This is a genomic window from Polaromonas sp. P1_F9, assembly GCF_056405615.1.
The window spans coordinates 372,010-398,783 of sequence record NZ_JBFUBT010000003.1; the positions used below are offsets into that span (position 1 = coordinate 372,010).

General features: G+C 62.1%; 21 protein-coding genes. 15 read left to right on the forward strand and 6 right to left on the reverse strand.

The annotated features are described in order from the left end of the window. Positions 1–11 precede the first annotated feature (11 nt). Positions 12–488: a diacylglycerol kinase gene (locus tag AC1DYR_RS10740; protein ID WP_477705091.1), complete on the forward strand. Its 477-nt coding sequence runs from the start codon at positions 12–14 to the stop codon at positions 486–488. Further along, a complete protein-coding gene (locus AC1DYR_RS10745) occupies positions 485–1,117 on the forward strand; it encodes an LOG family protein (RefSeq protein WP_477705092.1) in 633 nt (210 codons plus the stop codon). Before AC1DYR_RS10740 ends, AC1DYR_RS10745 begins: the two co-directional genes overlap by 4 nt. Positions 1,118–1,241: 124 nt before the next feature. Here the strand turns inward: AC1DYR_RS10745 and AC1DYR_RS10750 are convergent, their stop codons facing one another. Next, entirely contained in the window at positions 1,242–1,580 is a 339-nt protein-coding gene (locus tag AC1DYR_RS10750; protein ID WP_477705093.1) for a P-II family nitrogen regulator, read from the reverse strand. Between the two features lie 149 nt (positions 1,581–1,729). Further along, entirely contained in the window at positions 1,730–3,418 is a 1,689-nt protein-coding gene (locus AC1DYR_RS10755) for an NAD+ synthase (protein WP_477705094.1), read from the reverse strand. Positions 3,419–3,442: 24 nt separating this feature from the next. Here AC1DYR_RS10755 and AC1DYR_RS10760 point away from each other — a divergent pair, with 24 nt between their 5' ends. The 7 genes from AC1DYR_RS10760 (at position 3,443) to AC1DYR_RS10790 (ending at position 10,342) form a co-directional block, all read left to right on the forward strand. Then, positions 3,443–4,759, forward strand: coding sequence for a GNAT family N-acetyltransferase (locus tag AC1DYR_RS10760; protein WP_477705095.1), 1,317 nt, complete (start codon positions 3,443–3,445; stop codon positions 4,757–4,759). A gap of 50 nt (positions 4,760–4,809) precedes the next feature. Then, a complete protein-coding gene (locus tag AC1DYR_RS10765; RefSeq protein WP_477705096.1) occupies positions 4,810–5,508 on the forward strand; it encodes an outer membrane beta-barrel protein in 699 nt (232 codons plus the stop codon). A 96-nt stretch (positions 5,509–5,604) separates the two neighbouring features. Then, positions 5,605–5,922: a hypothetical protein gene (locus AC1DYR_RS10770; protein WP_477705097.1), complete on the forward strand. Its 318-nt coding sequence runs from the start codon at positions 5,605–5,607 to the stop codon at positions 5,920–5,922. 238 nt (positions 5,923–6,160) lie between these two features. After that, complete coding sequence (locus AC1DYR_RS10775; protein WP_477705098.1) at positions 6,161–6,946, forward strand: hypothetical protein; 786 nt, start codon at positions 6,161–6,163, stop codon at positions 6,944–6,946. A 110-nt stretch (positions 6,947–7,056) separates the two neighbouring features. Continuing rightward, entirely contained in the window at positions 7,057–8,700 is a 1,644-nt protein-coding gene (locus AC1DYR_RS10780) for a wax ester/triacylglycerol synthase family O-acyltransferase (protein ID WP_477705099.1), read from the forward strand. Positions 8,701–9,048: 348 nt separating this feature from the next. Beyond that, on the forward strand, positions 9,049–9,888 hold the full coding sequence (locus AC1DYR_RS10785; protein ID WP_477705100.1) for an esterase/lipase family protein: 840 nt from the start codon (positions 9,049–9,051) through the stop codon (positions 9,886–9,888). A 118-nt stretch (positions 9,889–10,006) separates the two neighbouring features. After that, positions 10,007–10,342, forward strand: a complete 336-nt coding sequence (locus AC1DYR_RS10790; RefSeq protein ID WP_477705101.1) for a four-helix bundle copper-binding protein — start codon at positions 10,007–10,009, stop codon at positions 10,340–10,342. A 183-nt stretch (positions 10,343–10,525) separates the two neighbouring features. Here the strand turns inward: AC1DYR_RS10790 and ppa are convergent, their stop codons facing one another. Continuing rightward, the gene (gene ppa, locus AC1DYR_RS10795; RefSeq protein ID WP_457278617.1) at positions 10,526–11,065 is read right to left on the reverse strand and encodes an inorganic diphosphatase; all 540 of its coding nucleotides are present in this window, start codon (positions 11,063–11,065) and stop codon (positions 10,526–10,528) included. A gap of 308 nt (positions 11,066–11,373) precedes the next feature. On the opposite strand from ppa, the gene AC1DYR_RS10800 reads away from it, so the two are divergent. Then, a complete protein-coding gene (locus tag AC1DYR_RS10800) occupies positions 11,374–13,596 on the forward strand; it encodes a sodium-translocating pyrophosphatase (RefSeq protein WP_477705102.1) in 2,223 nt (740 codons plus the stop codon). An 85-nt stretch (positions 13,597–13,681) separates the two neighbouring features. Here AC1DYR_RS10800 and AC1DYR_RS10805 read toward each other — a convergent pair whose 3' ends face one another. Continuing rightward, entirely contained in the window at positions 13,682–15,826 is a 2,145-nt protein-coding gene (locus AC1DYR_RS10805; RefSeq protein WP_477705103.1) for an AAA family ATPase, read from the reverse strand. A 319-nt stretch (positions 15,827–16,145) separates the two neighbouring features. On the opposite strand from AC1DYR_RS10805, the gene AC1DYR_RS10810 reads away from it, so the two are divergent. The 5 genes from AC1DYR_RS10810 to moeA all read left to right on the forward strand — a co-directional run bounded on the left by AC1DYR_RS10810 (position 16,146) and on the right by moeA (position 22,099). Beyond that, positions 16,146–17,579: an aldehyde dehydrogenase family protein gene (locus tag AC1DYR_RS10810; protein WP_477705104.1), complete on the forward strand. Its 1,434-nt coding sequence runs from the start codon at positions 16,146–16,148 to the stop codon at positions 17,577–17,579. Between the two features lie 65 nt (positions 17,580–17,644). Next, positions 17,645–18,406, forward strand: coding sequence for an SDR family oxidoreductase (locus AC1DYR_RS10815; RefSeq protein ID WP_477705105.1), 762 nt, complete (start codon positions 17,645–17,647; stop codon positions 18,404–18,406). A 397-nt stretch (positions 18,407–18,803) separates the two neighbouring features. Then, positions 18,804–19,931: a GTP 3',8-cyclase MoaA gene (gene moaA, locus AC1DYR_RS10820; protein WP_477705106.1), complete on the forward strand. Its 1,128-nt coding sequence runs from the start codon at positions 18,804–18,806 to the stop codon at positions 19,929–19,931. Between the two features lie 171 nt (positions 19,932–20,102). Next, positions 20,103–20,735: a molybdenum cofactor guanylyltransferase MobA gene (mobA, locus tag AC1DYR_RS10825; RefSeq protein WP_477705107.1), complete on the forward strand. Its 633-nt coding sequence runs from the start codon at positions 20,103–20,105 to the stop codon at positions 20,733–20,735. Next, a complete protein-coding gene (gene moeA, locus AC1DYR_RS10830; protein ID WP_477705108.1) occupies positions 20,732–22,099 on the forward strand; it encodes a molybdopterin molybdotransferase MoeA in 1,368 nt (455 codons plus the stop codon). Before mobA ends, moeA begins: the two co-directional genes overlap by 4 nt. 190 nt (positions 22,100–22,289) lie before the next feature. Here moeA and AC1DYR_RS10835 read toward each other — a convergent pair whose 3' ends face one another. Then, entirely contained in the window at positions 22,290–23,531 is a 1,242-nt protein-coding gene (locus AC1DYR_RS10835; protein ID WP_477705109.1) for a hypothetical protein, read from the reverse strand. A 57-nt stretch (positions 23,532–23,588) separates the two neighbouring features. Next, positions 23,589–26,765, reverse strand: coding sequence for an efflux RND transporter permease subunit (locus AC1DYR_RS10840; RefSeq protein WP_477705110.1), 3,177 nt, complete (start codon positions 26,763–26,765; stop codon positions 23,589–23,591). Positions 26,766–26,774 lie beyond the last annotated feature (9 nt).

A 26,774-nucleotide genomic window follows, 5' to 3' on the forward strand; every position in this document is an offset into this window, starting at 1 on the left:
ACAATGGCACCATGTCCGAACAAGTTCCGTTTCCCATGTCTGTGTCAGCGCCGCCATCTGATGTTGATGTCGCTCCTGCTGGCGCCACCTCCCGACTGGCCTCCAATGAGCCCGTCAACCCCCAAAAACACCGCAAGGGCCTGAGCCGCGTCTGGCACGCGACCGGCTATTCCGTTGCCGGCCTGCGCGCCGGCTGGCACGAAACCGCTTTTCGCCAGGAAGCGATCGCATCGATTGTGCTGATCCCCGCCGCTTTCTGGCTGGGCCGCAGCTGGGTCGAAACGGTGCTCCTGGCCGGCACCGTCATCCTCATCATGATCGTGGAACTCCTCAACACGGGCATTGAAACCGCCATTGACCGCATCGGCCCCGAATGGCATGACCTTTCCAAGCGCGCCAAGGATATGGGAAGTGCCGCCGTGCTGCTTAGCCTGCTGCTGTGCGCCGGTACCTGGGCCCTGGCGCTGATCCAGCGATTTGCCGCATGAATGCAAGCATCAACACAGTGACCGATATCTCCAAACCTGCCTCCAAATCCGCTTTTTCTCTCTGCGTTTATTGCGGATCCCGTCCCGGCAACCAGCCCGAATTCGCCGCCATTGCCGCCCTTGTGGGGGCCTGGATAGGCAAACGCGGCGGGCAACTGGTCTATGGCGGCGGCCGCAACGGACTGATGGGCATCATGGCCGACGCTGCGCTGGCGGCAGGCGGACGTGTTGTGGGAATCATCCCCAAGGCACTGGTGGAGAAGGAATGGGCCCACACCGGATGCACCGAGCTGCACATCGTGGAAAACATGCATGAGCGCAAATACCTGATGGCCGAGCATGCCGATGCGTTCCTGGCATTGCCCGGCGGCATCGGTACGCTGGAGGAATTTTTTGAGGTATGGACCTGGCGCCAGCTGGGCTACCACGACAAACCAGTCGGCCTGCTCAACATGAACGGCTACTACGACGCCCTGCTGGCGTTCCTGGCGTCCTCGGTAAAAACCGGCTTCATGAATGACTGGCTGATGGACCTGATCCGCACCAGCAGCGATGCCGAATCACTGCTGGAAACGCTGGTGCAGGCAGCTGGCATGACGCCAGGCAACACCCGCCTCGACCAGATCTGACCCTCCCCGGGAATTTCCTCCCAATACCAGCAGGGGCCGCGGGACTGGCTTCGCCAGACCGCAGGCGCAGCGGCCCCCTCGGGGGGCAGGGAGCTACACGCAGTGAGCGACCGTGGGGGCCTATCTAGACCGCCGCTTCGTCTTCTTCGCCCGTGCGGATACGCACCACCCGCTCGACGCTGGTGATAAAAATCTTGCCATCACCGATCTTGCCGGTGCGTGCGGCGCGCACGATGGCATCCACGCAGCGTTCCACGTCTTCGGTTTTCACCACAACTTCGACCTTGACCTTCGGCAGAAAGTCGACGACATATTCGGCGCCACGGTATAGCTCGGTGTGGCCCTTCTGGCGGCCAAAACCCTTGACTTCAGTGACGGTCAGGCCGGTAACACCGCACTCTGCGAGGGCCTCACGGACTTCTTCGAGTTTGAAGGGCTTGAGGATGGCGGTAATTTGTTTCACTGAATATCTCCGTTAGTTCTAAATATCATCAAAAGCATGTGGCGTCCCCTCTTAACCCAGCAGGGGCCGCGGAACCGGCTTTGCCGGGCCGCAGGCGCAGCGGCCCCTCGGGGGGCAGCGAACCACACGCAGTGGGGAGCGTGGGGGCCCTATTGCCGGAATTTGCTGGTAATAGGATAGCGCCAATCCTTGCCAAAGCTCCTGTGGGTGACCCTGATACCCACGGGCGCCTGGCGGCGTTTGTACTCGTTGATGCGGATCAACTGGGCCACGCGCACGACCAGCGCGCGGTCAAACCCGGCGGCGGCGATGGCGTCCACGCCTTGGTCGTTCTCCATGTAGCGGCCCAGGATGGCGTCCAGCACTTCGTAGGGCGGCAGGCTGTCCTGGTCGGTCTGGTCGGGCCGCAGCTCGGCGCTGGGTGGGCGCGTGATGATGCGCTCAGGAATCGGGTTGCTGCCCGTGCCGTACGGGTCGTTTTCGTTGCGCCAGCGCGCCAGGCGAAACACCGTGGTCTTCAGCAGGTCCTTGATGACCGCAAAGCCGCCGGCCATGTCGCCGTAGAGTGTGCAATAGCCGGTCGCCATTTCGCTTTTGTTGCCGGTGGTCAGCACGATGGAGCCGAACTTGTTCGACAGCGCCATCAAAAACACGCCGCGGATGCGTGCCTGGATGTTTTCCTCGGTGGTGTCTTCCTTCAGGCCCTTGAACTCACCGGCCAGCGAAGCCTTGAAGGCCTCGAACTCCGGCACGATGGAAATCTCGTCGTAGCGCACCTTCACGCGCTCGGCCATTTCGCGCGCATCGATCCAGGAAATGTCTGCCGTATAGGGCGAAGGCATCATCACCGCGCGCACCTTGTCGGCGCCCAGCGCATCCACCGCGATCGCCAATACCAGGGCCGAATCAATGCCGCCCGACAGGCCCAGGATGGCGCCCGGAAAGCCGTTTTTACCGAGGTAGTCGCGCACGCCCAGCACCAGCGCGTCCCACAAGTCCGCCTCGTGGCCGCGTTCAGGCGCCGTGTTTGCTATTAATTTAATAGCTGCTTGCGCTCGTCCTGCCTGGATTACAAACAGATTTTCCTTGAAGCTTTCAGCCCTTCCGGCCAGCGCTCCATCGGCCCGCAGCGCAAAAGACGCCCCCTCAAACACGATTTCGTCCTGCCCGCCCACCAGGTGCGCATAAATCAGCGGCAACCCGGTGGCCTGGGCGCGGACCTGCATCATCTGCTCGCGTTCCCCGCCTTTGCCAACGTGAAACGGCGAGGCATTGATGACCGCCAGCAGCTCGGCCCCCGCTTCTTTGGCCAGGCGTGCCGGCTCTTCAAACCAGGCGTCTTCGCAAATCAGCAGCCCGACGCTGACGGCGTCATCACCTTCCCCGGCCTGGAACACGCAAGTGCCCTGCCCCGGCGTGAAATAGCGGCGTTCGTCAAACACCTGGTAATTCGGCAGTTCGCGCTTGGCATAGGTGTCGACGACGCGGCCCTCGCGCAGCACCCTGGCCGCGTTGTGGCGCTGCTGCACTTCCACGCTTTTGGTGCGCAGACCCTTGCCGTTGTCGCCGTGGGTGGGCGTGCCCACCACCACTGTCAGGCCTTTTAACCCAGCCAGCTCGCGGGCCACCAGATTCACGGCATCATCACAGGCCTGGATGAACGATGGGCGCAAAAACAGGTCTTCTGCCGCATAGCCGCAAATGGCCAGCTCGGGCGTCAGCAGCAGCCGGGCGCCGCCCTCATAGGCCGTGCGGGCAGCGTCGATGATCTTTTGCGCATTACCCGGCATATCGCCGACGCAATAGTTCAATTGGGCAACGCAGATTTTGAGTGGCATGTTGAAGTAGAACCCCGAAAACACGTGAAAAAGAACTCAAACGATTATGTCATTCGCGTACTGAATTCGCCGCTGGAGGTGAATGCAGCCGAGTGGAACGCCCTGCTGGCGGCACAAAGCCCGGGCGAGCCCGCGAACCCCTTCATGCGCCATGAATACCTGGCCGCGCTGCACCAAAGCGGCAGCGCTACACCCGAAACCGGATGGACGCCGCGCTTTGTCACCCTCTGGCAGGGCAAGGCACTGGCAGGCGCCTGCGCGCTTTACCTCAAGGAGCATTCCTACGGCGAATACGTGTTCGACCACGCCTGGGCCAATGCCTACCAGCAGCATGGGCTTGAGTACTACCCCAAGGCACTGGTCGCCGTGCCGTTCACCCCCGTACCCGGCGCCCGCCTGCTGGCCCGCACAGCCGACGAACGCAGCCTGCTGATCAAGGCCCTGGTGGCCTGGTGCACCGAGGAAGACCTTTCGTCCCTGCACCTGCTATTTACCGCCGACGAAGATGTCGCAGCCTGTGAAGATGCGGGCCTCATGCTGCGTCATACGGTGCAGTTCCACTGGACTGATAACAGTGCCCCCACGCTCGGCACTGGCGTGTCCTCGCTGCCCCCCGAGGGGGCCGTTCCGCCTAAGGGCGGCCTGTCGGCGGAACGCCAGGTAGGCTACCGCGACTTCGATGACTTCCTGGCATCGCTCAGCCAGGAAAAACGCAAAAAGATCCGCCAGGAGCGCCGCAAGGTCGCCGAGGCAAACATCACTTTCCGCTGGTCGCTGGGCAAAGACATCAGCAACACCGACTGGGACTTTTTCTACCGCTGCTACGAGCGTACTTATTACGAGCATGGCAACGCGCCTTACCTGAGCCGCGACTTCTTCCAGCGCATGCAGGACACCATGCCGGAGAACTGGCTGTTGTTTGTGGCCGAGCACAACGCCGACGGCCAGCGGCGGCCCATCGCGACAAGCCTGATCGCCGTCAGTGCCCGTCCTGAAAAAAATCGCGGCGGGGAAAGCGCCGAAAACCAGTCCCTGGTTGCCTACGGCCGTTACTGGGGCGCCCTCGCCCGCGTCGACTGCCTGCACTTTGAAGCCTGCTACTACCAGCCGCTGCAGTGGTGCATTAAGCACGGTTACCGGCGTTTTGAAGGCGGCGCGCAGGGCGAGCACAAAATGGCCCGCGCCCTGCTGCCCGTCAAAACCACCAGCGCCCACTGGCTGGCGCACCCCTCGTTTGCCGACGCGGTCGAGCGTTTCCTGGAGCGCGAAGGCGCCGGCATCGACAACTACATGGAAGACCTGGAACGCCGCAGCCCTTTCAGGCCTCCTGCAAATAAATAGTGTTGTTCGCGGCAACCAGCGCCGCACGCCGGAACGTTGCAAATAGGTGAATGTCTGCCACAGCAGAGCCAGAAGCGTTGCCCGGCCTTAAGGATGCCGGTATCCTCAGCGCCTGTTTCCAAATGTTTCACTACCCCTTTGAAAGAATTTCGATGAAAAAAGTTTTCCTGGCTGGCGCAATCGCCGCAGCGTTCGTGGCAATGCCGGCTTCGGCCCAGTGGTATGCGGGTGTCGGTGTCGGCTCTTCAAAAGCCACGGGTGTAGATGGGTCCATCACCGGTGCAGGTATTCCAGCTGGCACGCGTTTGACTGGCGGAGACTCCAGCAAGGGCATGTACAAGCTGTACGGAGGCTACCAAATTACCTCCAACTGGGGTGTTGAGGCTCAGTATTCGGACCTAGGCAACCGGGACGTAGTTGCACGCACCGCTGCGGGTGCTCAGATTGTGGCTGGCTCCCTCAAGCTATCGCAATACAGCATTGCTGGCACGGGTACCCTTCCGCTGGGTCGGGATTTTTCTCTCTTCGGTAAGCTCGGTGTTTCCAAAAACCGTGGACAAATTAATCTTGTCGGCCAGTCCAGTTCTGGCAACAAAACCTCGCTCATGGCTGGCGTGGGTGTCGCATACAACATCACGCCGGCACTCGCCGTGCGTCTCGAATACGAGAACTTTGGTAAAACAGGCGAAGGGTTCGGCGGTTCAATTCGCGCAGATGCGTACTCTGTCAGCCTGAAATACGCATTCTGATAAGCTTCGCGCTCTAAACAAGCCGGGCTCGTCCCGGCTTTTTTCATCTGGTTCTTCTTTTTGCCTCTGGCCTCTGACTTGCTGCAAGGAATTCAAATGACAGCCGCGCCCACCTATACCGTCAACCTGGTCGAATGCCCGACTCTGACCGCCGACGAGCGCGCAGAGGCCGAATTGCGTTTTCGCATGGCACTTGAATTCTCATTGGGCGGCCCTGAATATGTGCTGCCCTCGCTGCGGGCCTACGTGCTGACGCAAACGCTGCATGAAGGGTTGCCGCTGGAGAACGCCTCGGAAGCAGAGGAGCAGGTCATCGCGCTCTGGCAACACGCCGAGACCGACGCGATTCTGGCGGCGATGCGGCCGCTGGGCGACAACCTGGACAATGCACGTTTCGAGATCCTCCCGCTTTGACCCCCCGGGCCGCTTGGCCGGCGGCCCGCTTCGCAGTACAACCACCGCTGCCTGCGGTGGGCGCGGAAACGCTGTCACGCTATCGTATTAATAGCTGCTTGCGCCCGCCAGTATTGCACCAACGGCTCATTTCCCTTAAGCCCCGGCTTGATCTAAGCTCTGTCTTTCACGCCTGTTTCCGAACGGTTTTCAAGGCGCTGGCGGCCACCCTGCCGACGGCTCAAACCGCTATTTCTCCATGAACGCTCTCGTGACTGCTACACCCGAAAACCCCGCAACGCAGACTGCCGACCCTGCGCCCCCGCTGGGCCGTCCGCACGCCCGGCGCTTGCGTGAGGTCTACCGCTCCGCCGGCTGGCCCTGCCAGGACCTCCTGGAAATCGAACTGCTGGCCACCGGCATGCTGCAGCGCGTGGCCGGCCCTGCAGGCCACGAAACCCTGCGCGTGACCGATGCCGGCGTGGCCTACCTGGCCACCGTGCTCGTGCGCAACCGCTCGGCGCTTTCAAAGCATGAGGCACTGGTCGAGCAGGTAGCCTGCGAAATGGTGCGGGCCGGCCGCATCACCTGGCGCGGCCTGGGCTTGCGCGCCCAGCTGCCGCCCGAGGTCGAAGGCGGCAAGGTCCGCTGGTGCATCGCCCGGCCCGATGTGTTCTCCATCCGCAACACCACGGTGCAGGAATATGTCGAGCCGATCGTGCACGAGATCAAGGTGCACCGCTCCGACCTGCTGGGCGACCTGCGCCGCCCCGAAAAGCGCGCCGCCTACCTCGACCTGGGCGGCGAGTGCTGGTATGTGCTCGGTTGCGACGCCAAGGGCCGGCCGATCGGCGATGCCAGCGAGGTCCCGCTGGAATGCGGTGTGATGGTGCTGGAGAACACGCGTCTGGCCGTTGCAAGGGCCGCACCGCGGCGTACGCGCCAGCAGCTGCCGCTCGGCGTCTGGATGGCGCTGGCCAAGGCGACGCCTGTCGCCGGACTCAACGACGATGAGCAAGGAATGCTGGGCGACTGCGAAGCTTGAACGCAATCACGGCCGCGCGCTGAGCCTGGCGTGACAGCTGCCGCTACGGCAAACCCTAGTGCCGCAACCCGTCCTGCTCGGTTAATGTCTCCCTCACGGAGACAACAACAATGAAATCCCTCACCGGCCTGGACGCAACCTTTCTTTACCTTGAAACCCCCGAAATGCCCATGCATGTGGGCTCGCTCAACCTGTGCGAACTGCCGGAGGGCTTCAAGGGCAGCTTTCACAAGGCGGTCAAAGCGCACATCGCCAAACGAATGCACCTGGCGCCGGTGTTCAGCCGCAAGCTGGTGTTCATGCCGCTGGATCTGGGCCACCCGCTGTGGGTGGATGCCGACGAGGTGGATATCGACTTTCACATCCGCCGCGCGGACTCCGCCAAAAAAGGTGCTTCACACCAAAATTCAGCCATGACACTGGCCGAGGTGCACAAGCTGTGCGCGCAACTGCACAGCGAAGTCATCGACCGTAATTTCCCGCTCTGGGAGTTTTATATTTTTGACCGAATCCAGTTGCCCGCATCGCAGGGTGGCAAGGTGGTGGCCGGGTTTTTCTCGAAGATTCACCATGCAGCGCTGGACGGCAAAGGCGGCGTGATGCTGGCCAATGCCCTGCTCGATTTCAGCCCGGTGCCGCGGGAGGTGCCGCCGCCCGACCCGGCCCGCCGCCGCAAAACCGAGGCCGACCTGAAGCTGGGCAAGATGATCGGCACGGTGTTTTCGAGTTCGCTGGGCCAGCTGGCCAAACTGGCCAAGGCACTGCCCTCTGCGGCCAGCACCTTTGGCAGCACGCTGGCAAAACAATCCACCACCAGTTCGGCCACGGGCATCAAAGCCAAAATGCCGATGAAGCTGGCGCCACAAACGCCCTTTAATACCGGCATCACCACGGACCGCGTCTTTGTGACGGCCACCCTGCCGCTGGCTGAATGCAAGGCCATGGGCAAGGCGGTGGGCGGCTCGTTTAACGACGTGGTGTTGTGGATCTGCTCAACAGCGCTGCGCAGCTACCTCACGCAGCACCACAGCCTGCCGAAAAAATCGCTGGTAGCCGCCATGCCGGTGTCGCTGCGCGAAGCCGGCGCCACCGACGCCAGCAATTTGGGCAACCAGGTAAGCATGAGCCTGGTGGAACTGGGCACGCAGCTGGCGCACCCGCTCAAACGCATGAACGCCATCATGGCATCGACCGCCAAGGTGAAAACGTCGATGCAAAGCCTGAAGGGCCTTCTGCCAACCGACTACCCTTCGCTGCTGGCGCCGTGGCTGGTGGGCGGCGCAGCCAAGATGGCCCTGAACGCCTACGGCAAAAGCGGCATCGCCAGCCGCCTGCCCATGGTGGCCAACCTGGCCATCTCCAACGTGCCGGGCCCGCCAGTACCGCTGTACCTGGCCGGCGCGAAGTTCCTGACCTTTCACCCGCTATCCATCGTTATGCACGGGCTGGCGCTCAACATCACGATCCAGACCTATGCCGGCCATGTGGATTTCGGCATCGTTGCCGACAAGAAGGCGCTGCCGCATGCGAAGGATTTGGCGAAAGCAATCGAAGAGGCTTTCACTCAGGCCCAAACCTTGATGGTGAGCGCAGCGCCTGTTGCACCCGCCGCCACAGCGGCCGCGCCGAAAAGGACGGCCAAAGTCGCTACCAAAAAGGCCGCGGTCAAAGCCGCCGTGAAGGCCGCCCCGGTAAAAACCCGCAAAGCCGCTGTCACGAACGCGACGAAAACCGCAGCGAAGCGTCCACGTTAGAGAGACCTCTCTCTGTAAAAAACCGTAAGCGCCTCCATACTCTTAGGGTCTAATAGCGCTGTTTTTGCAAATGCGAACGGGGTAAAAAAGGCGCCAATCAAGGCGCGCGACGACGCTCAGACCGGGCGTCTGAGCTAGGAGCGCTACGCCGAGTGGCGCCTTTTTTACCCCGTTCCCTACGGGTTGCGATCAAAAAGGCCCTGCGCGGCGTTGCAAAGCCTTGACGGGGTTCACCCCGCCTGCGTTTTGCGCCTTGCTCATGGCCTTTTTGACTCGCAACGCATCTTGCAAAAACAGCGCTATCAGACCCTAGTCGGAATTCCAACAAGACAACCAATGCTTCAAGCCATGGCAAGCCCGTCACCCAGGCGAAATCCGTCTTCCTCCTCCCCCCAAGATCAAGCAAAACCGTCCCCACACGATGTTCCGCCCAGCGCCTGGCTGCTGGCGCTTGAGCTGCGTGCGTTCTGGGAGTTCGGCGCCCTGCTGCCCGCCTGGCCGTTGCTGGCCCGCGCGCCACGCGGCGACGGCCATGCAGTGATGGTGTTTCCGGGCCTGTCGGCCAACGACGCCACCACGGTGCCACTGCGCCAATACCTGCAGTCGCTCAATTACAGGCCCTGGGGGTGGGAACAGGGGTTTAACTTCGGCCCGCGCGCCGGCGTGCTGGAAGAAGCCCGCGACAGCCTGGCCCGCACTTTTGAGGCCACAGGCCGCAAGGTCAGCCTGATCGGCTGGAGCCTGGGCGGCGTGTATGCGCGCGAACTGGCCAAGGAGCTACCGCACATGGTGCGCGGCGTGATCACACTGGGCACGCCCTTCGCGGGCTCGCACAAGGCCACCAATGCCTGGCGAATCTATGAACTCACCAGCGGCCGCAACGTCGAGCGCGAATCCGAAAGCTACGATCTGCCGGCCGCCCCGCCTGTGCCGACCACCAGCATTTATTCGCGCAGCGACGGTGTGGTGGCATGGCAGGCCAGCATCCAGGCAGCCAGTGCCGCCCATCCGCAGACCGAAAACATCGAAGTGCTGGCCAGCCATATCGGCATGGGCGTCAATCCCAGCGCCTGGTGGGCAGTGGCCGACCGCCTGGCACAGCCGGAAGGCCAATGGAAGCCGTTTTCGCGCGAGGACAAGGGCAAGCTGCACGGCCTGGTGTTCCCTGACCCTGTGCGAAAAGCGTAAGGCTTGCGGCGCAACGCCGGACGTCAGCACAAGCCTACATACGCTGCCGCCCCCGTCTTCCTTGTGAACCATGCCAGGCCCGCCATGCTGGGGCTTTCAATGCTTGTTGGGAGACACCATGGACCACGCCATTGCCAGTATGCAGCCTTGCATAGAGGCTTGCACCCAATGCCACCACACCTGTCTGCAGACGGCCATGACGCATTGCCTGCAGGTGGGCGGCAGCCACACTGAGCCGGACCACTTCACGCTGATGCTCAACTGCGCGGAAATCTGCCAGCTGTCGGCGAACCTGCAGCTCTGCGGCTCCGGATTCGTGCCCAAGTTTTGCGCCCTGTGCGCGGAGGTGTGCGAGGCCTGCGCCGTCAGCTGCGAGGCCGTCGGCGGCATGGACGAATGTGCCGCAGCGTGCCGCAAGTGCGCTGAAAGCTGCGCCAGCATGGCGGTCGTCTGACCCACGCCCTCAGCACCAGGCCGACCGCCCACCCATGCATGAAAAAAGCGCCTACAGGCTGCGCTGCAGGCGCTTTTTTACGTTTCCCTCAATGCCGTTGCTATATTTTTTATAGCTGCTCGCGCACGGCCTGAGCCACCTTCGGCACAAAAACGCTTACGTTTTCGTGCCAGAGGCCAGGTTTCAGGCCTTACCCGCCTTTGCATAGTTGGCAATGCCGTCCGTGATTTCTTTTTTGGCGGCATCCGGGCCTTCCCAGCCCAGTACCTTGACCCATTTTCCTTCCTCCAGGTCCTTGTAATGCTCAAAGAAATGCGCAATGGTCTTCAGGCGCAGCGGGTTCATGTCTTCAGGTTTTTGCCACTGGGTGTAGAGCGAGCATTTCTTGTCGATGGGCACCGCCAGCACCTTGCCGTCTTCACCGGCTTCGTCGGTCATTTTCAGGATGCCGATGGCGCGGCAAGTCACCACCACGCCGGGAATCAGGGGCACCGGGGTGATCACCAGCACGTCGACCGGGTCGCCGTCGCCGCTGATGGTTTTGGGCACATAACCGTAGTTGGTCGGGTAGTGCATGGACGTGCTCATGAAGCGGTCCACAAAAATCGCGCCGGACTCCTTGTCCACCTCGTATTTCACCGGGTCGGCATTCATCGGGATCTCGATGATGACGTTGAAGGATTCGGGAACGTTTTTGCCGGGGGAAACTTTATCGAGGGACATGGTCGCTTGAGTTCTTTATGGAAGGAAGAAGAAAGGAAGGAAAGGAAGGGAGAAAAGAAGATTCTTAAAACACATGGGCTACCTGCGCAGCCGCGGCACGGGCCAACTGCTCGGTATTTACCCTCATTTTACTGATTCACACCTTACGGTTCTTAAAGTTGTCATGTTTTCACTGTAAATTGCGCGAGTTGGCCAATCGTCTTGTCTCTACGTAGACCAAGCAACGAGGAAGCAACGCAGCGGGGGTTAAGACACCATTTGCTAGCGTTGAAACCCCCTCCAAGCGAAAAACAACGTAGGAGATTTCTATGACAGGCAACTCAGCGCTTATTCTTGCGCTCGTCTGCGGGCTGGTCGCCGTGGGTTACGGCATCTGGGCTCGCAGCTGGATTCTTTCCCAGGATGCAGGCAACGCCCGCATGCAGGAAATTGCAGCCGCCATCCAGACCGGCGCCGCCGCCTACCTGGCACGGCAATACAAAACCATCGCCATGGTGGGCGTCGTCCTCACCGTACTGATCGGCTTCTTCCTTGACGGTAAAACCGCCATCGGCTTTGTCGTCGGCGCGGTGCTGTCAGGCGCTTGCGGCTTTATCGGCATGAACGTGTCGGTTCGCGCCAATGTGCGCACCGCCCAAGCCGCCACCAAAGGCATTGGCCCCGCGCTTGACGTTGCCTTCCGCGGCGGCGCCATCACCGGCATGCTGGTCGTGGGCCTGGGCCTCCTGGGCGTGACCGGCTTTTACTGGTTCCTGGTGGGCAATGGCAACTACACACCCGACCTCAAGCTGGCCAACCTGCTCAACCCCCTGATTGGTTTTGCTTTCGGCTCCTCGCTGATTTCCATCTTCGCCCGGCTGGGCGGCGGCATCTTCACCAAGGGCGCCGACGTCGGCGCTGACCTGGTGGGCAAGGTCGAGGCCGGCATCCCCGAAGACGACCCGCGCAACCCGGCCGTGATTGCCGACAACGTCGGCGACAACGTGGGTGATTGCGCAGGCATGGCCGCCGACCTGTTTGAAACCTATGCGGTGACACTGATTGCCACCATGGTGCTGGGCGCCCTGCTGCTCTCAGGCGCGGGCGCCACTGCGGCGGTTTACCCGCTGGCGCTGGGCGGCGTGTCCATCATCGCCTCCATCATCGGCTGCTTCTTCGTCAAGGCCTCGCCCGGCATGAAGAACGTGATGCCGGCCCTGTACAAGGGCCTGGCGATTGCCGGCGTGCTGTCGCTGATCGCTTTCTACTTCGTCACGATGTGGCTGATGCCCGACAACGCCGTTACAGCGAGCGGCACGCAGATACGCCTCTTCGGCGCCTGCGCAGTCGGCCTGATCCTGACCGGCGCGCTGTGCTGGGTCACCGAGTACTACACCGGCACGCAGTACAAGCCGGTGCAGCACATTGCACAGGCATCGACGACCGGCCACGGCACCAACATCATTGCCGGCCTGGGTGTCTCCATGCGCTCGACCGCATGGCCGGTGATTTTTGTCTGTATCGCCATCCTGACGGCTTACTCGCTGGCGGGCCTGTACGGCATCGCAATTGCGGCTACCTCCATGCTGAGCATGGCGGGCATCGTGGTCGCGCTGGACGCCTATGGCCCCATCACCGACAACGCCGGCGGCATCGCCGAAATGGCGGAACTGCCCAGCAGCGTGCGCGACATCACCGACCCGCTGGACGCGGTGGGCAACACCACCAAGGCCGTGACCAAGGGTTACGCCATCGGCTCCGCCGGCCTGGCCGCGCTGGTGCTGTTTGCAGACTACACCCACAAGCTCGAAGCCTACGGCAACGTGATCAGCTTCGACTTGAGCAACCCCAAGGTCATCGTCGGCCTCTTCATCGGCGGCCTGATCCCCTACCTGTTCGGCGCCATGGCGATGGAAGCCGTGGGCCGCGCTGCCGGCGCCGTTGTGGTTGAAGTGCGTCGCCAGTTCCGCGACATCAAGGGCATCATGGACGGCACGGGCAAGCCCGAGTACGACACCGCCGTGGACATGCTGACCACAGCCGCCATCAAGGAAATGATGATCCCCTCGCTGCTGCCCGTGGTCGTGCCCATCGTGGTCGGCCTGGCGCTCGGCCCCCAGGCACTGGGTGGCCTGCTGATGGGAACCATCGTCACCGGCCTCTTCGTTGCCATCTCGATGTGCACCGGCGGCGGCGCCTGGGACAATGCCAAGAAGTACATTGAAGACGGCCACCACGGCGGCAAGGGTTCCGAGGCACACAAGGCCGCCGTAACCGGCGACACTGTGGGCGACCCCTACAAGGATACCGCCGGCCCGGCCGTGAACCCGCTGATCAAGATCATCAACATCGTGGCGCTGCTGATCGTGCCCCTGGTGATGAAGTTCCACGGCGGTGAAGCCGCGGCGGCCCTGGCAGCACCCATGGCCGCGCCCGCTGCCATGAGTGCACCGGCCGCCACACCGACTGTACCCGCCATGCCGGCCCCCGCGCCTACGCAGGCGCCCAATGCCGCGGCAACGCCAACACCGGCAGCACCGGCCTCACGCTAGACTGCTCCGGCCCATGCAAAAAGCCCTGCAATGCAGGGCTTTTTGCATGGGCGTGGTGAGGACGAAGCCGCAAAGGTTCGTTGACTCAGGCTGGCATCCACTGGCTGGAACCAGGGCCAGGCAGCGCCAGATCCGGTGCGGCAGTCAGGCTTTCAAAGTACCTGATTTCGCGGAGTGCTTCGCTCAATGTCATCTCTCCGGCATTCATCAGGCAGCCGGTCAGGTATTCCGTCAGGGCGGTGTACCGGGCCAGCGTGGCCTTCGTCTCACTGTAAAGCCGCTCACTCTGGGCTTCCATGATGCTGCGGGTTTCCTCGTCCGGCGGTGCCGTGCCGCCGTCCTTGAGGAGCGCGGCGTAATTCAGCCGGGTCTTGCGGTACATGCCCATTTCAGCCACCGCATGGTGCAGCAGCCGCGTGACACGGGTGATGTCATTGTGGGCGCCGCCCGTGGTTCCGTCTTCGCCGAAGAAGATCTCCTCATTCGCCATGCCGCCCAGCAGCACCCGCACCTCATGCTCCATGTCACCCTTGGTCTGCAGCAGGTTGCTGTCCTGCTTGTGCAGTACAAAGCCGAGGGCATTGTTGCGGGGGTTGGCCTTCAATGAAATTTTGATGGTGGTCATGTCCGCCAGCAGCGCGTTCCAGTTGTCGCCGGCCAGCTTGCGCCGGTGCTGGAAATCCATCAGGAAGTGGCCCCACTCATGTACGGCGATGATGCGCCGGTCGCGCTCGCGCTCCTTGGTGGTGTTGTCGTTGACATTGCCCACCAGCACACGCTCGGCGGCCTGCATCAGGGTGTGCGCGCCTATCATCTGGCCCGCCTGCACCGCGATGATGCCGGCCTGGTTGACCATGGTTTCGAGGTCTGCCGGGCTGCAGCCTTCCGTCAGTTCGACAAAATGGCGCAGGTCCATGTCGGGCAGCACCTTGTCGGCACGCTGGCGCAGGTAGTGGCCGGTGATGGCAAGGCGCTCCTGCTGGTTGGGCATGCGGAAGTCGACCTTCATCTGGAATCGGCGCAGCATGGCCTCGTCCATCTGCAGGTTGGCCGAATTGAAGTTGGACGCCACGATCCAGATGATTTCAGTATCCGATTTGGTCCGCACACCGTCCAGGATGGCCAGCAACATGTTCTGCGTATCGTCGTCATATTTGCGGTTGCCGCCGCGCCGCATGAAAAGGTCCTGCGCTTCGTCAAGAAAGACGATGCAGCGTTTGCGCCGCTTGGCCAGCGCAAGAATGCGCGACAGCGTGTTCGAACCGCCAGCCACATAGCCGGTTTCAAGGTTGGCAGCTGAATGGAAAAGAATTGGCAGGTTCAGCTCTTTGGCGAGGTAGCTGGCCAGCTTGGTCTTGCCGGTACCCGCAGGGCCGCTGAACATCACGTTGAAAGGTTTGTTCACGCCATAAGCGGCGTATTCGAGCCGGCGTTCGTACTGGTCGCGGATTTGCGCAACCTCGGCCTTGATGTCGTCCATGCCGACCAGGTCCTCCATGTCACCGCTGATTTGCGCCGGCGAAATGAATTTGAGGGATTTGCGCTGCCCGCCCGTCTGGTACCAGAGGAAGGCGATGAGCCCCAGCGTCAAGGTCGCTGATACCAGCGCGCTGGCACCGCCCTTCCACGCATCCTGTTCGGATTGCGGACGTGCGTCGCCGAAACGCTGCTCAAGGCGCGCCAGCATGTCGTTGCTGGCGCCGTCGAGTGCCCCGCGGGGAACAAACGTGAGCTTGCCACCCCACGTTGCCGTGACGGCCTTGTCAGCCAATATCTTGGTTTCCATGTCCGAGGGGTAATAGGCGTACTGCCTGCCCTCCGATTCAATCAGCACAAAACGCTCGGAAACGGTCCACAAGATGGGCCGGTAAATGATGGTGATGCGCGTGACCGGATGGGCTTCGAGAAAGCTCAGGACCGACCCGCTTCCGAAGACGACCGGCAGTGCGGTGTTGTAGGTCCAGGCCGCCTCAACACCCGGCCCCGACGCTGCCATGGCCTTGACTTCCAGTGCCATTTTTTCCTGCCGCTCCAGGGTCGACCAGGCGTAATAAGCGCTTGCCGGAATCATCAATGCCACGGCCAGCACGGCGAATTTCATGCCAAAGGCCTGGATCGACAACCAGTCGCGCAAACGGGCCATGGAAGCTTTGAACCAGGCCAGCAGGCTGGTGGGGGGCGCGTCGTCGCCGGGCGGAACATCGGCTGGGCTTTTGGTGGGATCAGTCATCGCGGTATGCGTCAAAAAATGCGGACCCGCAGTTGCCGGCTGCCTGCCGCTGTCGTCACGCCAATACGGCCGGGCCGCTGCGTAACATGAGCACCGTTCCCTGTAGGAATTGGCGAGGTGCATGTGTAGGTTCAATCCTACATAAATGCCGATCGTGGCGCAGCAAAGGATTTGTAAATTGGCCGGGACACAACGCTGTGGCTGTGACAAACGCACGCTTTTAGGGAGCGTTACCTCGCGGACCGGCCACCCTCATGGCCCATTTCTGCCCATCGGAGGCGGCAACTCCGGCTTGGGGCAAATTCAGCACAATAGCGCCATGCAACTCAACTACATCGCCAACACCTCTGTCGCATCTTCTTCAGGCAAAACCATCCCGGTGATCGATCCGTCCGACGGGCAGGTGTTTGACGAGATCCAGCGCGGCAACGCACACGACATTGATACCGCGGTGAAAAGTGCCCGCGAATGCCTTGAACTGGTATGGAGCCGCTTCAGCGCTGCCGAGCGCGGGCGACTGTTGATGCGGCTTTCCGCCAAGGTGGCCGAGCATGCCGAAGAACTGGCCATGATCGAGCAGCGCGACTGCGGCAAGCCCACCAAACAGGCACGCGCCGACGCAGCGGCCCTGGTGCGCTACTTCGAGTTTTATGCCGGCGCTTGCGACAAGCTGCACGGCGACACCATTCCCTATCTGGACGGCTACAGTGTGATGACCTGGCGCGAGCCGCACGGCGTCACCGGCCACGTGATTCCGTGGAACTACCCGATGCAGATCTTCGGCCGCAGCGTCGGCGGCGCGCTGGCCGCGGGCAACGTCTGTGTGGTCAAACCGGCAGAGGATGCTTGCCTGTCATTGATTCGCGTGGCGCAACTCGCGGCCGAAGTGGGTTTTCCGGCCGGCGCCATCAACATCGTGACCGGCTACGGCCATGAGGTCGGCGACGCGCTGGCCCGCCACAAAGGCATCGACCACATCAGCTTTACCGGCAGCCCCACGGTGGGCACGCTGATCCAGCAGGTCGCCGCCGAGCGCCACTGCCCCGTCACGCTGGAACTGGGCGGGAAAAGTCCGCAAATCGTGTTTGCCGATGCCGACCTGGATGCCGCCATACCGGCCATCATCAACGCCATCGTGCAGAACGCCGGGCAAACCTGCTCGGCCGGCTCTCGCCTGCTGGTAGAACAGGCGATTTACGAGCCACTGCTGCTGCGCTTGGGCGAGGCCTTTGAAAACCTGCGCGTCGGCCCCGCCGCCATGGACCTGGATGTGGGCCCGCTGATCCGGCAAAGCCAGCAGCAGCGCGTCTGGGACTTTTTAAGCGATGCGCAGGTTGCCAGCATTCCCATGGTGGCCCAGGGCCAGATCGTCGACGAGGCGCCCGACACCGGGTTTTACCAGGCCCCCACCCTGCTGCGCGACGTGCCGGTGATGCACCGGCTGGCGCAGGAAGAAGTGTTTGGCCCGGTGCTGTGCGCCATGAGCTTCAAAAACGAGGATCACGCAGTGGAACTTGCCAATGCAACGCAGTTCGGTCTTGTCGCCGGCATCTGGACGCGCGACGGCGCCCGCCAGTTCCGCATGGCCAGGCGCGTGAAAAGCGGCCAGGTGTTCATCAACAACTACGGCGCTGGCGGTGGTGTGGAATTACCTTTCGGCGGCGTCAAGTCGTCTGGCTACGGGCGCGAAAAGGGTTTCGAGGCCTTGTACGGTTTCACGACGCTGAAGACCGTGGCCGTACGGCACGGTTAATCGCCTGGCCGTGCCGGGAGATGTAATAAGCTCACGTATCAAATCAAAAATCTGGAGACAAACCCATGCGGGTCAAAGACAAATCCATCATCGTGACCGGCTCCGGGGGCGGGATCGGTGAAGGCATCGCCAGGCGGCTGGCGGCCGAGGGCGCCAAAGTCATCGTCAACGACATCAATGTGGCGCAGGGTGAAAAAGTCGTGGCAGCCATCGCCAAGGCCGGCGGCACGGCCTCGTTCTTTGCCGCCGACGTCACAAAGTCCGCCGAGGTCAAGGCGCTGGTTGACGCCGCCGTGCAGCGCTATGGCCGGCTCGACGTGATGGTCAGCAACGCCGGCTGGACACACCGCAACCAGCCCGCGCTGGACGTCAACGAAGACGATTTCGACAAGTGCTACGCCATCAACGTCAAAAGCATTTACCTCGCCACCATTCATGCCACACCGGTATTTCGCGAACAAGGCGGGGGCAGCTTCATCAACATTGCGTCGACGGCGGGCGTACGCCCCCGTCCTGGCCTGACCTGGTACAACGGCTCCAAGGGGGCCGTCATCACGACCTCCAAGTCGCTGGCGGCCGAGCTCGGCCCCGACAACATCCGGGTCAATTGCATCAACCCGGTATTCAACCCCGACACAGGTCTCTCAGCTGAATTCGCGGGTGGCCCGCTGGATGAAGAGCGCAAAGCAAAGTTTCGCGCGAGCATTCCCCTGGGGCGCTTTTCGACCGCACTGGACGTGGCCAATGCCGCGCTTTACCTGGCCAGCGACGAAGCGGACTTCATCAGTGGCGTCTGCATCGAGGTCGACGGCGCGCGGTGTGTCTGAATAGAGCCCCCACAGTCGTTCACTGCGTGTAACTCCTTGCCCCCCGAGGGGGCCGCCCGCCTGCGGCCCGGCAAAGCCAGTCCCGCGGCTCATGCTGGGTTTAAGAGTTCTGTGCGTAACCAGTGCGAGGTATTTCACCAATGGGTGCCGCGGAACCGGCTTTGCCGGGCCGCAGGCACCGTCCCCTGCAAGGGGAAAAGGGCTACACGAAGTGAGCTCGATAGGGGTGTGCCAATTTTTTGGCTTCGCCGGCCCGAGGCGCCGCCCCCTCGAGGGGGGAACGGGCTACACGAAGTGAGCCTGGACGGGGGTGAGCCAATCCCTCTTTGGGGATAAGGCTGCTTTTTAGCGCTCCAGCCGGCCCAATGGGGTAAATTCTCCCTTTGGGCCCCTCACGATGACGACCGAAAAAATCATTCCACTGGCAGATATCCGCTACGCAAGCCGCGTGCCGCATATCCCTGCCCGGTTGTCTGCGCCGACGGGCCTGCTGAGTGACACGCTGGGCCGGCCGCTGCGGGATTTGCGCATCAGCGTGACGGACCGCTGCAATTTCCGCTGCAGCTACTGCATGCCGCGCGAAGTATTCGACAAGGACTATGCCTTTTTGCCGCAAACCTCGCTGCTGAGTTTTGAAGAAATCGCCCGATTGGCAAAGATTTTTGTAGCGCATGGCGTCGAAAAAATCCGGTTGACCGGAGGCGAACCGCTGCTGCGTAAGCATCTGGAAGTTCTGATCGAAATGCTGGCCAAGCTGCAAACGCCGCAGGGCAAGCCGCTGGACATCACGCTGACCACCAATGCCTCGCTGCTCGCGAAAAAGGCCCAATCACTCAAGGATGCCGGATTGCAGCGCGTCACGGTGAGCCTGGACGCACTGGACGACACCATCTTTCGCCGCATGAACGATGTGGACTTTCCGGTAGCCGATGTGCTCAAGGGCATCGAGGTCGCGCAAAAAGTAGGCTTGGCGCCGCTCAAGGTCAACATGGTGGTCAAACGCGGCACCAATGACGCGGAGATCGTGCCCATGGCCCGTCATTTCCGCCACAGCGGGGCAGTGCTGCGCTTCATCGAATACATGGACGTGGGCGCTACCAACGGCTGGCGCATGGATGAGGTGCTGCCTTCTGCCCAGGTGGTGGAGCGCCTGGACTCCGAATTTCCCCTGGCGGTCATAGACCCCAACTACGCTGGCGAGACCGCCGAACGCTGGCGCTACGTCGATGGCGCGGGCGAGATCGGCGTGATCAGCAGCGTCACCCAGGCTTTTTGCAGCGACTGCAACCGGGCCCGGCTGTCGACCGAGGGCAAGCTGTTCCTGTGCCTGTTTGCCAGCCAGGGCCAGGACTTGCGCGCGCTGCTGCGCGGCGGCTACGGCGACGACCAGATCGCGGCGGCTGTGGCCCATATCTGGCAGGGGCGCGACGACCGCTATTCGGAGCTGCGTGCGGCGATGCCCGCCGACACAAGCACCCCTGATTCAACGATGAAACGGGTCGAGATGAGTTACATAGGCGGATGACATGACCCCCACGCTTTTCACTTCGAGCCTGCGGCGCGCTGCCCCTTTCCTTACATATGGGGCCGTTGCGCCTGCGGCCCGGCGAAGCCGGTTCCGCGGCCCTGACTGGCCTGGGAATTACCCCGTGCTGTCTGAAGGTGAGTCCAGGAGCTTGTTTTGAAAGATGTCCCGATGCCCTCCACTATTCATGCCGAGGCCATCACAGGCGTCATTCTTGCAGGCGGGCGCGGCTCACGCATGGGCGGTGTCGACAAGGGCCTGCAGAGCTTCAACGGGGTTCCCCTGGCGCTGCACACGCTGATGCGGCTGTCGCCGCAGGTCGGCGACGTGATGATCAATGCCAACCGCAACCTGTCCGCTTACGAATCATTCGGCGTTCCGGTCTGGCCCGACAGCACCGGTCTGGGCGAATTCGCCGGGCCGCTGGCAGGATTCCTGACGGGCCTGGAACGTTGTGAAACCCCTTATCTTCTGACTGTGCCCTGCGACACCCCGCTGTTTCCCGAGGACCTGGTGGCACGGCTTGCCGAAGCACTTGCGCAGGACGGTGCTGACTTTGCCGTGGCGGCGGCGCCCGAAGAAGATGGGCAGCTCAGGCCCCAACCGGTGTTTTGCCTCATGGGTACCCACATGCTGGAAAGCCTGGTGCGCTTCACCCACAGTGGCGGCCGCAAGATAGACGCCTGGACGGCGCAGCACAAAACAGCCGTCGTGCCGTTTGACAAACCCGGCGACGACAGCCGCAGCTTCTTCAACGCCAACACACTGGCCGAGCTGCACCAGCTGGAATCCCGCCAGCCGTGAAAACACTCGACCAGATTGCCGCGGAGCTGCAAGGCTACGACCCACAGTCACTGTCTGCCGACCAGGTATTGGATTTCTTATCCCGGCTTGTCGTGCCGGTGCAGGAGCAGCTCGAGCTACCCTTGATGGAGGCTTTCGGACGGGTGCTGGCCCAAGATGTGGTTTCGCCGTTTGACGTGCCGCCGCACGACAACTCGGCCATGGATGGCTATGCCTTCGATGGTGGGCAGTTGGCCGCAGCCAAGGCGCTTGAGCTGCGGGTGGCCGAGGGAACAGCGCTGGCGGGCAAGGCCTGGCAAGGCAGCGCCGGACCCGGCCAGTGCGTCAAGATCATGACCGGCGCCATCATGCCCTCCGGCCTGGACACCGTGGTGCCGCAGGAGTTTGTCACCCTGCACCAGGATGGCCAGGGCTCGCGCATCAGCATCCCGTCGGGTTTGCTCCGGCCCGGCGACAACCGCCGGCTGCGCGGCGAGGACCTCATGCAGGGCCGGCCGGCGCTATTAAAAGGTGAGCGTGTCACGCCCGCTCGCCTTGGACTCGCAGCCTCTTTGGGCCTTAAAACACTGCCCACCTGGCGGCCACTGCGGGTGGCCTACTTCTCCACTGGCGATGAGATTTTGTCGCTGGGCGAAGCACCGCGCGAAGGCGCGGTGTACGACAGCAACCGCTACACCGTCTTCGGCATGCTCAGCCGCCTGGGCATCCAGGTGTTTGACATGGGCGTGGTGCGTGACGACCCGGCCTTGCTAGAGGCGGCGTTCATTCGCGCGGCCACAGTGGCCGACGCTGTCATCACCTCCGGCGGTGTCAGCGTGGGCGAAGCAGACTTCACCAAGGCAATGATGAAGAAGCTGGGCGACGTGGCTTTCTGGCGCATTGCGATGCGGCCAGGCCGGCCCATGGCCGTGGGACGGATTTCAATAGAGAAATCAGGCCCCAGCCCAATGGGGACATGCGCAAGCAGCTATGAAAATAATAGCACTCAAAAAGCATTCCCAAACCCCAATGGCGCCATCTTGTTTGGCTTGCCCGGCAATCCCGTTGCGGTGATGGTGACTTTTCTGGCCTTTGTGCGCCCCGCCCTGCTCCAGATGATGGGTGACAGCGCCGCGCCGGCGCCGTTGCTCAAAGCACGCAGCCTGGAGCCCATTCGCAAGAAACCGGGGCGCACCGAATACCAGCGCGGCTGGGTATCCACCGCGCCCGACGGCTCCCTGGAGGTCAGGACTACCGGCAGCCAGGGTTCGGGCGTGCTGCGCTCCATGGCCGAAGCCAACGGCCTGATGGTGCTTCACCATGCGCAAGGCAATGTCGCTGCAGGGGACATGGTTGACGTCCTCATGTTTGAGGGTGCCCTGTAAATCCATTGAATCCTCAGCGCCGCCAGGCCCTGGTACTGCAACCCGAAAATATCGAAACATGAAAGCGCGTCTTCGCACCCATGGCGGTGTTGCAATCCTTGCGAATGTTCAGCCTTCGTTGCGGCTTGCGCCTTGCCCTGGGCGCGAATCCATCGCTTTCATTTTTTTTCGCTACTTCCGGGGTGCAGTCCTAGTCGTTTCGGGGGCCCGGTAGCGGGGGCAAGTCCTCATAGCCGAAAAAATAGGGCACAACCCGAAAGCTCATCAGCAAGCCGCCATTTTCCGGCGTTGCGTTCAGGCGTTCATAGTCGTGCGCGGCCAGGTGCTGTATTTTTTCGGCATCGCGTTGCCGGCTGAAAACGTCATGACGCCACTGATAGACCTCACTGAGTTTCTCCTCGTAGGTGTAATGGTGCTGGTTGTCGTTGTAATAGTCGTCAAACCGGTCGCCTCCCAGGTAGATGGCGTTGGAGCCCTCATACCCCGTCTTCTGGCTGGTGCGCTGGTCGGTGTTCAGGAAATAAGCCCAATCGCCGGGGACAAAGTTGCCCGCAGCAACACCACCCACGATGCGCAAAACCTTGCCTGGCCGTTCAAGTTCCAGCGGATCAAAGTCGGCTTCAAAGCTCCACATACGGCCGGGCTCCAGGTCAACCAGCGGCTCCCCGTCGGCCAGCAATCGCCGCTCTACCGCGCGCGCCCTGCCTGCGTCCCCTTTGACGCGGCGAAAGTAATCCAGCGCACCCTGGGCAAACACCACCTTGGTTGCAGCGTAGCAACCAATCTCGTATTCCCCCTGCTCAAAAAACATGTCGTTGAGGGCTTTATGCAGTGGAGTGCGGAGCTTGGGTGTTCCATTGACCCAATAGCGGGAATTCCATTTGGCCGGGCCACCCTCGGGCCAGCCCCATTCCAGCACCTCCGCCCAGATCACGGTGTTCTGGCGAATGCCAACGTGGTCGGCCAGGGCCTGGATATCGCAGGCCTTTCCCCTGAACTCCGTCAACCGGCCCGGGTGCAGCAAGGCCAGCAGGATTTCCTTTTTGGAGACCGTCTTGAGCTTGCGTGTCTTGTTGTTTTTCACCGGCACAAGCACCACCTCGTCCCTGATTGCCAATTCAGGGCGTTGCGCCAAAAACAGAGTGCTCACGGCCGCGCCTGAGCCCAGCAGGGAATACGTCAGGGTCCCTTCGCGCTTGTCGAAGGTCTCCTGAACCAGCCGGGCCGGAATGCCAAGCTGCTGGAGATATCGGAACATGTGGGGGCCGAGCCGCTCCAGCTGGGACTGTGAACAGAAGAACTGCACACCATACGCCCCCGCGCCTGGCGATTCCTGGGCTTGCGCAGAAGCCGTATGGGCCAGCGCAAGCAGGAACGGAATCAGGAAGAAAGAAGCAACTGTACGGATTCGGCCCGCAGGGTTTGCGGTCAAACCGGTTTTCTCATCAGCACGCCAGGGGCCCGGCCTGAGGTACGCGGTTCCTCATGATCATTTCGCCACGTACTCCGGGTGTTCAAGGTGTTCATCGGGTTGCTCCCTGGCAATAGCCTTGTTGGCCCCGGGGACCGCCTTGCGGGCAAACAGCGTGTACATGGTGGGCACCACAAACACAGTGAGCAAAGTGCCCAGCGACATGCCCCCCACGATAACCCAGCCGATCTGCGTGCGGCTTTCGGCACCCGCGCCCTTGGCCAGGGCCAGTGGCAAAGCTCCCAGCACCATGGCGCCAGTCGTCATCATGATGGGGCGAAGGCGCTGCGACGACGCCTTGACCAGCGCGTCGATCATTTCCATGCCCTGCCCGCGCAACTGGTTGGTGAACTCCACAATCAGGATACCGTGCTTGGTGATCAGGCCGACCAGCGTGATCAGACCGATTTGGGAATACACATTGAGCGAGCCGCCCGACCATTTGAGTGCCAGCAAGGCCCCGATCATGGACAGCGGCACCGACAGCATGATGACCAGCGGATCGATAAAACTTTCAAACTGTGCAGCCAGCACCAGGAAAATAAACACCAGTGCCAATACAAACACGATGGCCAATGCGCCTTGCGAGTTTCTGAACTCGCGCGAGGTGCCGTTCAGGTCGGTGCTGTAACCGGTCTTGAGCACCTTGGCGGCGGTCTGGTCCATGAACTTGAGTGCTTCGCCCAGCGAATAGTCGCCCGCCAGGCTGGCCGTGATGGACACCGAGCGGCGCTGCCCGAAGTGGTTCAACTCACGCGGTGACACGCTTTCACGCACCTTCACCAGTGCCGACAGCGGAATCATCGCGTCGTTGCGGCCCCGCACATAAATACGGTCGATGTCTTCAGGCGTGGTGCGGCCGCTGGCTTCGGTCTGCACGATCACGTCGTACTGCTCGGCATCGCGCTTGTAGCGCGTCACGTTGCGCCCGCCCAGCAGGGTCTCGATGGCCTTCGCGACAACCTGGACGCTGACGCCGAGGTCGGCCGCCTTGTCCCGCTCCACCTCAATGCGCAGCTCTGGCTTGTTCAGCCGCAGGTCTACGTCGGGCGAGACGATGCCGGGGTTTTTGGCAATCTCCTCCAGCATCTGGCGCACCACGGTGTTCAGGTTCTGGTAACTGTCGGAGGTCTGGATCACAAAATTGAGCGGCCGTTCGCGAAAGCCCTGCCCCAGGGACGGCGGCGTGATTGGAAAGGCGGTAACACCGGGCAGTGCGTTGAATTTGGGCTGTAGCTCGCGTGCCATGTCGATGGTGGAGCGCGTACGCTTGTCCCAGTCAACTGTGCGGTACACCACGCTGGCTTGTGCCACCGTCGGGTTGCCCACGTTGGCAAAAATGCGGTCGAACTCGGGAAAGGGTTCACCCATTTTCTCCAGCGCCCTTGCATAGCGGTTGGTGTAGTCCAGCGTGGCGCCGTCAGGGGCATTGACGTTGGCCAGAATCACCCCGCGGTCTTCAATGGGCGAAAGCTCCTGCTTCATGCTCGGGAACACCAGCGCAATGGCCAGGGCACTGAGCAGCATCACGCCGATGACAATCCAGCGGGCCTGCAAGGCCATGGCTTTGAGCCGTTGGGCCAGCGAAGGGCCGGCAGGGCCTTCCTCCGTCACGGGCACATAACGCGTGGTGACGACCCAGCGCAGCACCGAGCCGTAACGGTCGGAGATCGACGTCAACGCCCGCTCCATGAACTGGTCAAAACGGTTGGGCTTGGGGTTGTGCTTAAGCAGCTGGGTGCACATCATGGGCGTGAGCGTCAGCGCCACAAAGCCCGACACCACCACTGCGCCGGCCAGCGCCAGGGCAAATTCCACGAAGAGGCGCCCGGTACGACCCGGTGTGAACGCCAGCGGCGCATACACGGCCACCAGCGTGGCCGTCATGGTGACCACGGCAAAGCCGATTTCACGCGCGCCCTTGATGCCGGCCGAGAACGGGTCCATGCCCTCCTCAATGTGCCGGAAGATGTTTTCCAGCATCACGATGGCGTCGTCCACCACCAGGCCGATAGCCAGCACCAGCGCCAGCAGGGTCAGCGTGTTGATGGTGAAGCCCGCCAGCGCCATCATGCCGAAGGTGCCGATCAGGCTCACCGGGATAGTGACGATGGGGATGATGGAGGCACGCAGGGTGCGCAGGAACACAAAGATCACCAGGGCCACCAGCACGATCGCCTCGGCGATGGTGTGGTACACGTTGTTGACGGAACGGTCGATGAACACCGAGTTGTCGTTGGCGACGTCAATCAGCATGTCGGACGGCAGGTCGGCCTTCAGCTTGGGGAAGGCCTCCCGCACACCCCTGGACAGGTCCAGCGGGTTGGCCGTTGCCTGGCGGATGACGCCGACTGCCACAGCGGAGCGGCCGTTGAGCCTGACCGCCGTGCGCTCGTCGGCTGCGCCCTCTTCCACACGCGCGACGTCGCGAACCTTGACGGAAAAGCCGTTCACATTCTTGATGACGATCTCGCGAAACTGCGCGGGCCTGACCAGGTCAGTCTGCGAGGTCACGCTGAACTCGCGCTGCTGCGACTCGATGCGGCCGGCCGGCAGCTCCAGGTTGCTGCGGCTGATGGCGTCTTCCACGTCCTGCGTGGTCAGCTTGTAGGAGGCGAGCTTGTCGGTGTCCAGCCAGACGCGCATGGCGTACTTGCGCTCGCCAAAGACGCGTACGTCGGCCACGCCGGTCACGGTCTGCAGGCGCGGCTTGACGATGCGGTTGACCAGGTCGTTGATCTGCAGCGGCGTCAGTGAATCGCTGGAAAAAGCCACCTGGATAACCGGAAAGGCATCGGCCTCGACCTTGGCGATCACAGGCTCTTCTATCGCCTGAGGCAGCCGGTTGCGCACGCGCGACGTGCGGTCGCGTACTTCGGCGGCAGCCGAGTCGGCGTCTTTTTCGAGCCTGAAACGCACGCTGATCTGCGCCTGGTCGGCACGGCTGATGGAGGTGATGACGTCGACAGCATCAATGCCTGCGATGGAATCTTCCAGCGGCTTGGTCACCTGCGTTTCTATGACCTCCGCGGATGCGCCTGCATAGCGCACGCTCACGGTCACAACGGGTTCATCGATCTTGGGATATTCACGCACCGAAAGGCGGTTGAAGCTCACCGCACCGACCAGCACGATGAGCAAAGACAGCACGGTGGCAAAGACCGGGCGGCGTATGGAAACTTCAGCGAGTTGCATAAGGGCCTG